The following is a 13,753-nucleotide window of genomic DNA, read 5'->3' on the forward strand; positions in this document are numbered from 1 at the left end:
CCATTTTTCTACCTCCTCAATTTAAAAACAAATAGACCAGAAAATTTACTGCTTTACTTGATTTGTTTCAAGCATTTATTTGCCTTGATTTTTGAGGAAATTTTGACAAATAAAAAGGCTGTAGAATTGAATCTACAGCCTTATTTTATTTTAATTTTTTGAGATCAAATTTCTTCCTTAATCAAATTCAATGCAGATCCTGCAACAAACCAACCAATCTGACCTTCATTATATGTATGATTGACTTCAATTTCATTTTTGGTTCCATCAGAATGATTTAACACAACTGTCAATGGAACACCAGGCTGAAAATCAGCCAAACCTACAATATCGATCGCATCATCCTCTTGGATTAAATCATAATCAGATGGATTGGCAAATGTCAAGGCCAACATTCCCTGTTTTTTGAGGTTAGTTTCATGAATACGGGCAAATGATTTAACCAAAATTGCCCTAACACCCAAGAACCTTGGTTCCATGGCAGCATGCTCTCTTGAAGATCCTTCTCCATAATTCTCATCTCCTACTACTATTGAGCCAATCCCATGCTTCTTGTAATGACGCTGTACGGCCGGAACCTCACCATGCTTTCCGGTAAGTTGATTTTTAACTTTGTTTGTCTCTAGGTTGAAAGCATTGACTGCACCTATAAGCATGTTGTTAGATATATTGTCTAAATGACCTCTAAATCTAAGCCAAGGTCCGGCCATGGAAATGTGGTCAGTGGTACATTTTCCTTTCGCTTTGATCAAAAGCTTTAAACCTTTCAGGTCAGTTCCTTCCCATGCTTTGAATGGTTCGAGCAACTGTAATCTTTCAGATTTTGGATCTACAAGGACACTTACTTTTGAACCGTCTTTTGCAGGAGCTTGATAACCTGCATCCTCTACCGCAAAACCTTTGGTAGGTAATTCAAGTCCGCTTGGCTCTTCCAATTTGACTGAATTTCCTTCTTCATTGACGAGTGAATCTGTCATTGGATTGAAAGTCAAGTCACCTGCAATGGCCAATGCAGTTACTATTTCAGGAGAAGCTACAAATGAATGTGTATTTGGGTTGCCATCCGCTCTTTTAGCAAAATTTCTGTTAAAAGAGGTTATAATGGAGTTTTTTTCTTGCTTCTCAGCACCATGTCTTGCCCACTGACCGATACATGGCCCACAAGCATTAGCCAAAACTACTCCACCCATATTTTCAAATATACCTAGGAATCCATCTCTCTCAACTGTAAATCTAACCTGTTCCGAACCCGGAGTTATGGTGTACTCAGATTTGGCTTTTAGTTTTTTATCTACTGCTTGTTGGGCTAATGAAGCTGCTCTAGAAATATCCTCATAAGAGGAATTGGTACATGAACCAATCAAACCAACCTCTAATTTGGAAGGCCATCCATTTTCTCTTACAGCTGCCGCAAATTTTGAAATTGGCCAAGCCAAATCCGGAGTAAATGGTCCATTGACATGAGGCTCAAGTTCAGAAAGGTTAATTTCAATCACTTGATCAAAATATTTCTCAGGATTGGCATACACCTCTTGGTCGCCTGTTAAGTGAGCCTTAATGGTATTTGCCATATCAGCAATATCGCCTCTTTCGGTACCTCTCAAATATGCTTCTGATTTTTCATCATAACCAAAAATTGAAGTCGTAGCACCGATTTCAGCTCCCATGTTACAGATTGTACCTTTTCCAGTTGCAGAAAGCGACCTTGCACCATCTCCAAAATATTCTACTACTGCACCTGTTCCACCTTTTACTGTAAGAATACCCGCTACCTTAAGGATAACATCTTTGGCTGAAGTCCAACCTGAAAGTCTTCCAGTCAATTTCACTCCAATCAACTTCGGAAACTTCAACTCCCAAGGCAATCCGGCCATGACATCGCAGGCATCTGCACCACCTACCCCTATTGCGATCATCCCAAGACCACCTGCATTCGGAGTATGTGAATCAGTTCCGATCATCATTCCACCGGGAAAAGCATAATTTTCCAAAACCACTTGGTGTATAATTCCTGCTCCAGGTTTCCAAAATCCTATACCATATTTATTGGAAACAGAAGAAAGAAAGTCATATACCTCTTTATTCTTGTCGTTTGCTTTTTTTAAGTCGGCCAAAGCTCCGATTTCTGCTTGGATCAAGTGGTCACAGTGTACCGTGGAGGGGACAGCAACCTTATCTCTCCCTGCTTGCATAAACTGCAAAAGTGCCATTTGAGCAGTTGCATCCTGCATGGCTACCCTATCAGGGTTGAAATCGACGTATGACACACCCCTTTCAAAAGACGAATTTGCTTCGCCCAAAGTCAAGTGTGCATATAATATTTTTTCGGTCAAGGTAAGTGGTTTTCCTACTGCTTTCCTGGCAGCTTCTATCCTTGAAGGAAATTTGGAGTAGACCGCCTTGATCATTTCTATATCAAATGCCATTGGGAATTGTATTTAAATGTTGAAAAGGTTATTTGAATCGTTCGCAAAGATAAAAAAACAGGGCAAAATTGGAAGTGTTTTCATGTAAGCTGTTCTTTTTATTTAGCCAAAAAGATTCGAAACACCGGGTGCCTTCTGAATTAGGTTTTGGCCTGTCTACTATCCAAGCGTTACCATACTTACGGTGGTAAACTTTGTTCGTTGTTGAGTTTTTAAGTTTTTGACAAAATCTCTTTCCCGTTTATCAAATTTTTTATATAAATTCTATCTCCTAATGAGAATAAATCAAAGAATGAGGTTTTGCATTTGATTTAAAAAATTCCTTTTTAGTATTTGGATAAATGCATTTTGTCAAAAAATTGCCAAACATACCTAACTAAATATCTTGCCCGATAATAATAAATCTAAAATTAGGTTTGAAAAAGTCCTGTCCTTTGGTTCTAAAAATGTTTACATTTCTAGTAAAATCAAATCCAAATAATTTTGGAATTAAATATTTTTTCTGTTAGCCTCCTGTTTTCGGGAATCATTGTAGCAGCAATTTCAACTGTAATCATTTACAGGTTGGGGGATTCTGTGAGGTGGTTTGCTTTTACGATGCTGTTTGTGTCCATTTGGGCGCTTGCATATGGTTTTGAATTATCAAGCAAAAACCTCGAAACCATGCTTTTTTGGATAAAAATCGAATATATAGGGATTGCTTTGGCTCCGGGGGCTTGGCTTTGGTTTTGTCTGAAATATACCGGATTGGAAAGGTATACCCACACAAAGTTTGCTCTACTGGTTTTTGGAATACCGGTAATTACCTACTTCATGGTCTTTACCAATTCTTTTCATCATTTGCACTACAGGAATGTAATGGTGGATAATTCTGGTCCTTTTCCATTGTTAGCTATACAGCCGGGACCATGGTATTTCATACATCTTTCCTTTTTTTATATCTCTCTTTTCTTTGGAATAATTATTCTGCTTTACAAATTCAAAAATGCAGATCCGGTTTTCAAGAAACAAAACAACCTTTTACTCTTGGCCGGTCTTTTCCCATGGGCTTTCAATATTTTTTATCTGCTTGGATTTAGACCTTTCGGCCACATAGACCTTACACCTTATGCTTTCTTGATCATGTATATTTTTGTCGGGATAGGCCTGATCAGATTTGATCTTTTCAGTATAAAACCGATTGCAAGGGACAAGGTTTTTGAAGTAATCAGCAAAGGAATACTTGTATTAGATCCTAATTCCCGAATCATAGATTTCAATCCCTTCATGACAAAAATTCTCGAGCGTCCCGTTTCAAATTTTATTGGAAAAAGGCTTGAAGATATTTTTGGAAAAGATTCTCAATTTGAAATCCAGCTGAATGAGCAAAAAAAGATCAGCATAGAATCTTCTTTGAGTTTAACTTCCGGGCAAAAAGACCTTTCCGTAGAATATGTGCCTATAAACGATAAAAAAGGGAATTCATTGGGAATGATGATTATTTTTGAGGACATCACCCAAAAAAAATCAATCCAAAACCAAATAAAAAACCAAGCTGAAGAACTCAAAAATTTAAATTCGCTTAAGGACAAACTTTTCACAATCATCTCTCACGACTTAAAAGGTCCAATTTTCGGAATCAGAGAATTGATCAAGCTTTCATTTGAAGGTGTCATCAGTCAAAAGGAATTTTTAGACATTCTTCCCGAAATCAATAAAAACATGGATTCAGTTTCCATTCTTTTGGAAAACTTGCTTGCATGGACAAGCAGTCAACTGAAAGGGGAATTTTTAGAAAAAAGGATTTTTGAACTTGACAAATTAGTGGACCAACAGGTTTCTCTTTTTGAGAAAAAGACCCAAGAAAAGGGGATCACACTTTCACTTCAAAAATATGGTAACCTTCAGGTATATGCTGATAAAAACATGATTGATTTGGCTATTAGAAATCTTATCAGTAATGCTATAAAATTTTCAGGCAAAGGTGATTTGTTAACTGTTTTTCTAAAAGAAAATGAGGATAATGTCACAGTAAAAATCAAAGACACAGGTCTTGGTATTTCAGAAGAAAATCTGCAAAAACTTAGAAACCGTGAATCGTTTACTACGATCGGAAAAGACAAAGAATCAGGAACAGGTCTTGGGATGCTATTGGTGCATGATTATGTCATAAAAAACGGAGGGGAATTAAAAATTCAAAGCCAACATGGAAAAGGAAGTGAATTCAGCTTCAGCCTCCCCAAAAATGAAAATTCATAGATTTTTCAAAAACGCCATGGTATCAATCCCATCGGCATATTCATCCAAAGCAGGACATTGGGCTTTGCCAAACGGTAGACTACCTTGAAACCAACCGTTGTTGGACACAATGCATTGAATTTTGTCATTTACAGAAAAAATCAACTCATTGAGATCATTTTGACTCTCATAAACTTCATAAAAAAGAACCGAAATAGGAGAAACAAGTCCTTTGCTTTCTTGAAGTATTAGAAATCCATTATCTAGGTGCATTTCTCTGTTAACCAGCAAAATGGACTTGTTATACTCATAATTATGAAAGTATTTATGGTTGCTTGCAACTTCTCTAAAATCCTCAATTGAATCCAAGAATGAGATAAGAATTTCCCGGTTGGGAACAAAGATTTTGGAAACATTCCTACATCCCAAGCCATAATATTGGAAGACATCTTTGGCCAATTCAAGAAATTCCTCCTTTGTCTCACTTCCATCCAAGATTCCTACAGATATCCTGTTTTTTCTGATGATATTGGGATATTTTCCAAAGTAATAATCAAAATATCTAGCAGAATTATCACTACCTGTGGCGATGTAAGCATCTTTATTCTTAAGCATTTCTTCTACAAGAATAAATTGTCCAAATCTTGGTTCAATTGAAATTAGCTTATTAATTAACCAATTTATCAGTATTTGATCCGAAGAACTTGTTTTGACATTTGCACGATGTCCGCTTAAAAGGACACACATCATGTCATGAAACCCAACTGCAGGTATATTTCCAGCCATAAGAATTCCTACAGATTTGGGATTTCTTACTTCAGACAGGTCATATTTAAAAAGCCAATCCGCTAATTTTTCTTTATTTAGAAAAAGCAAAAGAGCGTCAAGCGAATTTTTTACCTGCTCAGGAGTAAACCAATTGTTGTTGTTTTCTACCCTTCTGTATAAATCGGATAATTCCTCTGATGAAATTTTTTCGATAAAATCTCCCAGCCTTGCAAATGCGTCAATTCTCTCCTCGAGGGTCATTGTTTTTGGTAATTTTGGCAAAGATATCCAATTCATTATAAAAATGATTTTGGCCGGATTGAAAATAAATTACTTAGCATAACAACTTTTTATTGCAGGATTGGTTATTTGATTGTTAATTTTGGGCAACAAAAAATAAGGATTATGGCTATAATGATAACCGATGAATGCATCAATTGCGGTGCATGCGAACCAGAATGTCCTAATACTGCCATTTACGAAGGTGGAATTGAATGGACTTGGGCAGGCGGTACCAAGTTAAAGGAAGTCACACTTTCCGATGGGACTGTAGTAGATGCCAATGAAAAGCAAGAACCCGTATCAGATGAGTTTTACTATATAGTCACTGAAAAATGTACAGAATGCACAGGATTTCATGAAGAACCTCAATGTGCTGCAGTTTGCCCGGTAGATTGTTGTGTAGACGATCCGGATCACAGAGAATCAGAGGAAGATCTGATGTCTAAAAAACTTTTCATGCATGGTGAATAAAAGAGGGAGATTCCCTCTTTTTTTGTTCAAGAAATACTCAAAGTTTATCAACTTCCCGGAAGAAATATTCAAATAAATCGCTACAACTTTTCATTACTGGGCGGCCAAAGCCATCTTGATAAACCCTGGCAATTTAATTTCGAAGCAAAGAATCACCTGAAACTGCCTAAATAATCAGATAATGGTAGGGTTCTGTTAAAAAAATCTAGATAATCCCTTGAATATGATTTTTGAATTGATTTAACTTGTCCTCAAAATAACAGCTTAATCAAACAAAAACTTTGACAAGTGGAAGATCACAGAGGAAATGACAGAGAAGAAATCTTCTCAAAAAGAGTAAAAGCAGGTAAGAGAACTTACTTTTTTGATGTAAAGTCAACAAAGTCAAACGACTATTACCTTACGATTACTGAAAGTAAAAGAAGAATGCAGGGTGATAACTTTGTTTTTGAAAAGCATAAAATTTTTCTCTACAAAGAAGATTTCGGGAAGTTCATTGAAGCTTTGCAAAATGCCGTAGACCATGTCAAGCATGATTTGATGCCTGAGGTTGATTTCTCACAATATGATGTCGAGGAATCCGAAACCGAATTAGATGACGAGTTAAAGTGGGAATAGTCCCAACTTTTTTATTAAAAGGAAAAAGAATCAACTTTAGTGGGATTTAAAATCGGTTGCATTATTCCATAATTGCAGATGCCCTAGTGGTTGTTTCTTTTTCCTATCTTTCGTCTACATATGAAAAAGCCTGTTTTTATCATTTTATTTTTTATAGCCCTTTTAGGCGTTGTTGGCTGGTATTTTTCAAACATCACTTTCTATTTCATTTTTGCATTGGTTTTAGCGGCCATTCTTCGGCCTTTGACCAATAGGATTAATTCATTTCATGTCATCGGACAGCATACTCCCAGGTGGCTTGCAATTTTATTGTCATTTGGGATGGTCCTAACATTGATTTTTCTGATAAGCTTACTTTTCATTCCCTTGATAAGTGCCCAAATAAAAGTCATTTCATCCTACGACCTTGATTACCTATATGAACAAATCCAAAATCCTGTTGGAAAAGTTGAGGATTTATTGATCAAATATGAAATTGTAAAAAGTGATCCGGGATTTTTGATTTTGCAGGTGCGGGAGACACTGATTTCAAGTTTTGGATCAATTAATTATCAAGGGATAGTCAATACCATTGTCAATACCACAAGTTCATTTTTGGTAGGAATCATGGCGGTTGGTTTCATTTCTTTTTTCCTATTGCTAGAAAATGGACTTTTGAGAAGGAATATCATGGATTTGATTCCCAATCCTTATTTTGAATTATCTGTTTCCACCTTCAATAAGGTTGAAAGATTGCTTTCCAATTACCTTGTAGCGCTTTTGATACAGATCACCTGCATTTTTTCCCTGGCAGCAATTGGGCTTACATTGATGGAAATTGATTATGCATTGACTATAGCTATGTTTGCTGCTGTGGCCAATTTGATTCCATATGCAGGTCCGATCTTGGGTGCCACATTTGGGGTAATCGTCGGACTTTCGACTGGAAGTTTTGAAAATTCAAACGAGATTACCTTTATGGTTGTTAAAATTCTTTCCGTATTTGGAGTTGTTCAATTAACAGATAACATCATTTTGCAGCCATTGATTTTCTCCAAATCTGTAAAAGCACATCCGCTTGAAATTTTTGTGATTATCTTTGCCGGTGCGAAAATCGCCGGTATCCTTGGGATGATCTTTGCAATACCGGTTTATACCATATTCAGGGTATCTGTATTGGAATTTTATAGAGGTTACCGAGAATACCGAATCTTTAAAATGTAAAAAAAATATTAATGGCTTTACAATGTGGCATCGTTGGCTTACCCAACGTTGGAAAATCAACCTTATTCAATGCACTTTCTTCTGCTAAAGCTGAAGCTGCTAATTTTCCTTTTTGTACAATAGAACCCAATGTCGGGGTAGTGACTGTTCCTGATGCAAGATTGACCATTTTGGAAAAACTTGTCAAACCAAATCGTGTCGTTCCCACAGTCATCGAGTTTGTGGACATTGCAGGCTTGGTCAAAGGCGCAAGTAAAGGTGAAGGCTTGGGAAATAAATTCCTGGCCAATATCAGAGAAGTGGATGCTGTCATCCATGTGATCAGATGCTTTGATGACGAAAACATTGTCCATGTGGCAGGTGGTGTGGATCCGGAATTTGACAAGGAAGTCATTGACACTGAATTGCAGCTCAAGGATTTGGAATCAATAGATAAAAAAATAGCAAGGATTGAAAAAATAGCAAAATCCGGAGATGCAAGGGCAAGAAAAGACCTTGAAGTCCTCCAAACATTCAAATCTGAACTCGAAGCCGGAAAAAATGCAAGAGCGGTTTCAATTGACAAAGAAGAATTCGAAGCTGTAAGAGACCTTCATCTTTTGACCATCAAGCCTGTACTCTATGTTGCCAATGTAGATGAAAAAAGTTTGTTGACCGGCAATAAATATGTGGATCAATTAAGAGAAAAAGTAAAGGAAGAATATGCTGATGTCATCATTCTTTGTGCCGCCATTGAGTCCCAAATCGCTGAATTGGATGATGCAGAAGAAAAATCAATGTTCTTGGGCGAATATGGTTTAGACGAAAGCGGTTTAAACAAATTGATCTCAGGAGCGTACAAATTACTTGACCTGATCACATATTTTACTGCAGGTGTCCAAGAAGTCCGGGCATGGACCATCAAAAAAGGATGGAAAGCCCCTCAAGCTGCCGGTGTCATCCATACTGATTTTGAAAGAGGGTTTATAAAAGCTGAAGTAATCAAACTTTCGGACTACGAAATGTATAAATCAGAAGCAGGATGCAGGGAAAATGGAAAAATATCGATTGAGGGCAAAGAATATGTAGTTCAGGACGGGGATATCATGCATTTTAGATTCAATGTATAACAAAATTTGTAAAATTAATTTGTACTTTTGCAAGAACCGTGATTAGTGTGAATATCAAATAAAAGCAAAATTTAAATTATTGTTTCATTTCTATTTTTATTAAAACCGTGAGAATAAGATTAATATTTTCGTTAAAAAACAAAGGGGCTTACTTACCCTTTCACCACCAGTACATCTTGGCCCAATTCCTGAAGGGATTGATTGTCAAAGGTGGAAGGGAGGAGTTTTTTAACTACAATTACTTCAATTTCTCTGGTCTAAAAGGTCAGACCAAAGTTAGTCGAAGCGGACTTCACTACTACTCGAGCTTAGTCACTCTAGTGCTTTCATCACCCAATGAAGAATTTATGGACTATTTGCTGGAGCAGGTATTCGAAACTCCTAAAATTGAGTTAGGAAACCTAATCCTTTCCCCTGAGTACACTGAACAGGAAACAGAACCAACATTAGAGGTATCAAACAAATTTGTTTGTATTTCTCCTTTGGTATTGTTGACTCCTGCTTTCAATGATGAATCAGGGAAAAGATTTATCAACCCGGATACAGATGAATTTTCTGATCTTTTGTATGAATCTACCCTTACTAGGATGGAAAGATCAGGATGGTACAACCAAGAACAAATGGAATCTTTTTACAAATTCCAAGTTGTACCTGACATGAATTATGTTAATAAGCTGAGAGAGCAGCAAAAGAAATTTGCCAGAATCTACTCCGTTTACGACATGGATGTGAAATATGAGGTACGAGGGTATACACTTCCCTTTACTTTGTATGCCGCTCCAGAGGTACAAGACTTCGTGTTTAAGTGCGGCTTGGGTGCTTTCACCCACAAAGGATTTGGTATGCTAGACCTTGCAAACCACGCTCCTAACCAACGTGCTGAACCATATAAGTTCAAAAGAGAAGGTTTCATCCCTTACAAAGCCCAAGACAGACCTAAGTCCGGGGAAATGGAAGAAGGACAAGAGGAACTTTAAAACAATAAAACCGGCCGCAAGCCGGTTTTATTGTTTACTTACTTTTCAAACAGCTTCTTTTCTAATTTTTCAATCTGATGTGAAACTGACTGTGTTCATCAGAAATGACCCCCAAATATCTACGCCTGTTTCGGTCTTGAAAATAATGTACAGATCTTCCCTTCCATTCGTTTCTTCTATTTGCAGACTATAATCAAACCATTTATTCTGTTTGTTTTTTGGCCTGTTTTCTTCGCTGAGAACCGGAGTTTTCCCAATTAATTTCCCATCTACATTACCGACTCTCACCTCAAACCACCCTGATTTCTTATTCGGATCAAGAGAAAGAACCAAATTTTTTACCTCACTAAGGTCAATTCCACTGAATCCGATATAGGAAAGATTTTCTGTAAACTTGACCAATTTTGAATCCTCCCAATTGGCTTTTGCAGTTCCTTTGAAATAATCAGCATCAGCAGCCTGAAGCATCGGATTTCTCAGCACTATCTGATCCCTTCTCAAAATTGGCGAAATCCCTTTTGAACCATTATCCTGATAGCTCACTGTCAATAAATACGTCCCGTTTTGATTCGTTTTGGAATGTTGGTCTAGTTTTAAACTACCCTGAGCCGCAATTCGGTTTTTGGGACTTGATTGCTTATTTGGAGATAGGGAAAGCACATAATCTACCATCGCTTCAATGTCTCCTTTTGGAAGATGGGAGTGGCTTGGCATTTGGCGCTCACCCCATACTCCGCCCCCACCATTTGTGATTTTTTGAATCAAGTAATTTTTCCCTTCCTGATCACTTTCATATTTGACCGCCACCGAAACATAACTTGGTCCTATGGATGGGTTATCGATACCATGACAGGCGTTGCAGCCACTCTTTACGGTAAGGTTTTGTCCCATCAAAGTAGCTGAAGGTAATTTTATTTGATGCCCTTCTGCGGCCTCAACCCTATCGAAACCATTTTCTAAATAATCCCAAGTTACCAAGATCTTTTCCTCTTGGATTTCTCCATCCTCTTTATCCGTAACCATTACTTTGTAATCAATCGATGGATTTCCCCAATAAAACGATTGGTTATGGTCCATTTTTACCGAAATTAGAGGAGGATCATTGCCAACTGTTACTTCCAATTGATAAGTATCAGTTTTGCCATCACCATCACGGACAGTTAAAATCGGCTTGAATATCCCTGTTTTTTCAAAGGTAAATGATGGATTAGGGTCACGGGACTGCACTTTGCCTGTTCCTTCAAAATCCCATTCATATACCAACAAACTATCCTCCTTATCAAAATCCATGCTTCCTTCACTCGAGAATTGAACGGTAAAGGGCGCTGCACCTTGGTTTTTTTCAACAGAAGCTTTCGCTATAGGTTTTCTGTTTCCGGCACTGAATTCTATTTTGTACAATCCTGAATCATCGTTTTGAGCAGACCAATACGTGCCATATTCAAGCACATAAAGTGCACCATCAGGCCCAAACTGCATGTCCACCGGCTTATCAAAAACTACATTGGGAAGAAATCTTTCCATGGAATCCAAATCGGAATTCTCATCCATTGTGACAGTAAAGATCCAATTCCGCATCCAGTCATAGATAAACAGTTTACCATGGTAGTATTTTGGAAATTTCACTTCAGTTTTTGGAAACATATCGTGGTAATAAACCGGTCCTGCCATGGCATTTCGACCTCCTGAACCCAATTGTGGAAAATCCTCAGAATCAGCATAGGGATACCAGATAAATGCCGGTTGGGCAGGTGGAAGTTGCTTGACTCCGGTATTGTTTGGAGAATTGTTGACCGGTGCATTGGGATCATATTCAAAAATACTCTCCTGTTTTTCAAAGTCGTAATACCAGTAAGGTTTGTTATTGGCGATAAGATAAGGCCAACCAAAGAATCCTGCTTTCTTGGCTTGATTGACTTCATCGTAACCTCTTGGCCCCCTTTGAAGGCTATCATTAGATGCATCAGGTCCAACTTCTCCCCAATACAAATTCCCGTTTTTTTGATCTACCGAGATTCTGAATGGGTTTCTATTTCCTTTGACATAAATCTCTGGACGGGTATCCGGAGTTCCAACGGGAAAAAGATTGCCTTCGGGAATGGTGTAAGTACCGTCAGGTTGAGGTGTGATTCTCAAAATACCTCCACGCAGGTCATTGCTATTGCCGGAACTTCTCTGCGCATCCACATTTTCAGGTCTTCCTTTTCGTTCATCAATGGGATTGTAATTGTCAGATTCAAAAGGGGTAGTATCATCTCCAAGAGAAAGAAAAAGATTTCCTTTACTATCAAATTCAAGGGATCCACCGCTATGGCAACAACCTCTATAATGCGGGTTCTCCAACATGATTTTTTCTGAAGCTATATCAATCATGTCATTTACAAGCGTAAATCTCGACAGGCGGTTGATACTGATTGAACCTGAAGGCGAATAATAAAGGTAGATCCACTGATTTTTATCAAATCCAGGATCTTTGGCCAAACCTAACAATCCATCCTCGCTTTCATAAAAAACATCAAGAAAGCCTATTTCTTTGGTGGCGCCATTTGATGGCTCATACATTTTTACTTTGCCTTTTCTTTCAATAAAAATTACCCTGCCATCACTGAGAACTTCCAATTCCATGGGTTCATCCAGTTTTTCCACCAAGGCGATTTTGGTAAAGCGGCTATCCTCCGGCTTTTCGGTGACAAATTTTTCCTCTTCAGTTTGGCAGGAGGCAAAAACAATAACCATCGCTGAAAAAAGAATTGTGGGTAAAAGTGGTTTCATGGGCCTTAATGGTTTGAGATAAGACCAAGATATAGAAAATAAGGTTTAAACAAATAAAAAAATCCCCTAGAGGCTAGGGGATTTAACAAATGGATTTTGGAGTAATTAAAATTTAAATGACAGACCGAGCATCAATTGTTGGTATCTGAAATCACCATCTCCTGTGAAGACATTATCAATGTCTACGGTTTGCCCGTTTAGAACTCTTTCATACCTGAGATCCAATCCGACATTCCCAAGATTGAGTCCGATTCCAAATTGATACCCTGCATTGAATTTGTCATATTCGAAGTCCCGCAACTCGTCTTCTATGTAGTAATGCAAAGAAGGCCCTGCAAATACCGAAACCAGAGGCCCGAGAAGATTGATTCCTACCAAAACCGGAGCATCAAGTCTTTGGGTTTGAAGTTGGACTGAATTGATTTCTGATTTTAAATTGGTATAATTGAGTTCCGGTCTGAGAAAAACAGGTCCTGCATTTACCTTCCCAAATAATCCCAAATGGTAACCAAGGTTATTTTTTGGAGATCCCCAAATCGCCTCAGCATCCTTAAAATACTGTCCGTTTGAATTGTAATTCATTCCTCCTTTGATCCCAAACCCTCCACCGGTTTGAGAATACCCTGAGTGGCAAAATACCATCAAGACAAACATGATTACGCTGGCTTTCAATGTAGTTTTCATAATAGTTGGTTTATGTGAATTGAAATATATTTTCTGCAAATGATGTCATGGTTGACGCATATCTGACAATTCTTTTTTGAGCAATTGTTAATCTTTGCAAACACATTCATCTGATTTGCTGTTAGTAAACGTATATCTTCCGGATTCTTGTATAATTTGAATGTCCATAAAATGTCCGTCATTCAATCGTCTCCATAGACATTTACAGAATCCTAAGAATGTCAAT

General features: G+C 37.7%; 10 protein-coding genes. 6 read left to right on the forward strand and 4 right to left on the reverse strand.

What is annotated here, in order from left to right:
• Positions 1-164: 164 nt before the first annotated feature.
• The gene (locus NK987_RS02965) at positions 165-2,426 is read right to left on the reverse strand and encodes an aconitate hydratase (RefSeq protein WP_259262653.1); all 2,262 of its coding nucleotides are present in this window, start codon (positions 2,424-2,426) and stop codon (positions 165-167) included.
• Between the two features lie 483 nt (positions 2,427-2,909).
• Between NK987_RS02965 and NK987_RS02970 the strand changes: the two genes are divergently transcribed.
• Complete coding sequence (locus NK987_RS02970) at positions 2,910-4,664, forward strand: sensor histidine kinase (RefSeq protein ID WP_259262654.1); 1,755 nt, start codon at positions 2,910-2,912, stop codon at positions 4,662-4,664.
• On the opposite strand, the gene NK987_RS02975 is transcribed toward NK987_RS02970, so the two are convergent.
• Positions 4,659-5,708, reverse strand: coding sequence for an acyl-CoA reductase (locus NK987_RS02975; protein WP_338021187.1), 1,050 nt, complete (start codon positions 5,706-5,708; stop codon positions 4,659-4,661). The genes NK987_RS02970 and NK987_RS02975 overlap by 6 nt on opposite strands.
• 108 nt (positions 5,709-5,816) lie before the next feature.
• On the opposite strand from NK987_RS02975, the gene NK987_RS02980 reads away from it, so the two are divergent.
• The 5 genes from NK987_RS02980 to cas6 all read left to right on the forward strand — a co-directional run bounded on the left by NK987_RS02980 (position 5,817) and on the right by cas6 (position 10,071).
• Entirely contained in the window at positions 5,817-6,164 is a 348-nt protein-coding gene (locus NK987_RS02980) for a 4Fe-4S dicluster domain-containing protein (protein WP_258421860.1), read from the forward strand.
• Between the two features lie 288 nt (positions 6,165-6,452).
• Positions 6,453-6,782: a DUF3276 family protein gene (locus NK987_RS02985; protein WP_258421859.1), complete on the forward strand. Its 330-nt coding sequence runs from the start codon at positions 6,453-6,455 to the stop codon at positions 6,780-6,782.
• A gap of 120 nt (positions 6,783-6,902) precedes the next feature.
• A complete protein-coding gene (locus NK987_RS02990) occupies positions 6,903-7,985 on the forward strand; it encodes an AI-2E family transporter (protein WP_259262655.1) in 1,083 nt (360 codons plus the stop codon).
• 11 nt (positions 7,986-7,996) lie between these two features.
• On the forward strand, positions 7,997-9,094 hold the full coding sequence (gene ychF / locus NK987_RS02995; protein WP_259262656.1) for a redox-regulated ATPase YchF: 1,098 nt from the start codon (positions 7,997-7,999) through the stop codon (positions 9,092-9,094).
• A gap of 107 nt (positions 9,095-9,201) precedes the next feature.
• On the forward strand, positions 9,202-10,071 hold the full coding sequence (gene cas6 / locus NK987_RS03000; RefSeq protein ID WP_113924433.1) for a CRISPR-associated endoribonuclease Cas6: 870 nt from the start codon (positions 9,202-9,204) through the stop codon (positions 10,069-10,071).
• 69 nt (positions 10,072-10,140) lie between these two features.
• Here cas6 and NK987_RS03005 read toward each other — a convergent pair whose 3' ends face one another.
• Together NK987_RS03005 and NK987_RS03010 are read right to left on the reverse strand one after the other, a co-directional pair.
• Complete coding sequence (locus NK987_RS03005; RefSeq protein WP_259262657.1) at positions 10,141-12,843, reverse strand: PQQ-dependent sugar dehydrogenase; 2,703 nt, start codon at positions 12,841-12,843, stop codon at positions 10,141-10,143.
• Positions 12,844-12,948: 105 nt separating this feature from the next.
• A complete protein-coding gene (locus NK987_RS03010) occupies positions 12,949-13,527 on the reverse strand; it encodes a porin family protein (RefSeq protein ID WP_259262658.1) in 579 nt (192 codons plus the stop codon).
• Positions 13,528-13,753: the final 226 nt, after the last annotated feature.

The organism is Aquiflexum gelatinilyticum (assembly GCF_024813435.1).
GTDB classification, from domain to species: Bacteria; Bacteroidota; Bacteroidia; order Cytophagales; family Cyclobacteriaceae; genus Cognataquiflexum; species Cognataquiflexum gelatinilyticum.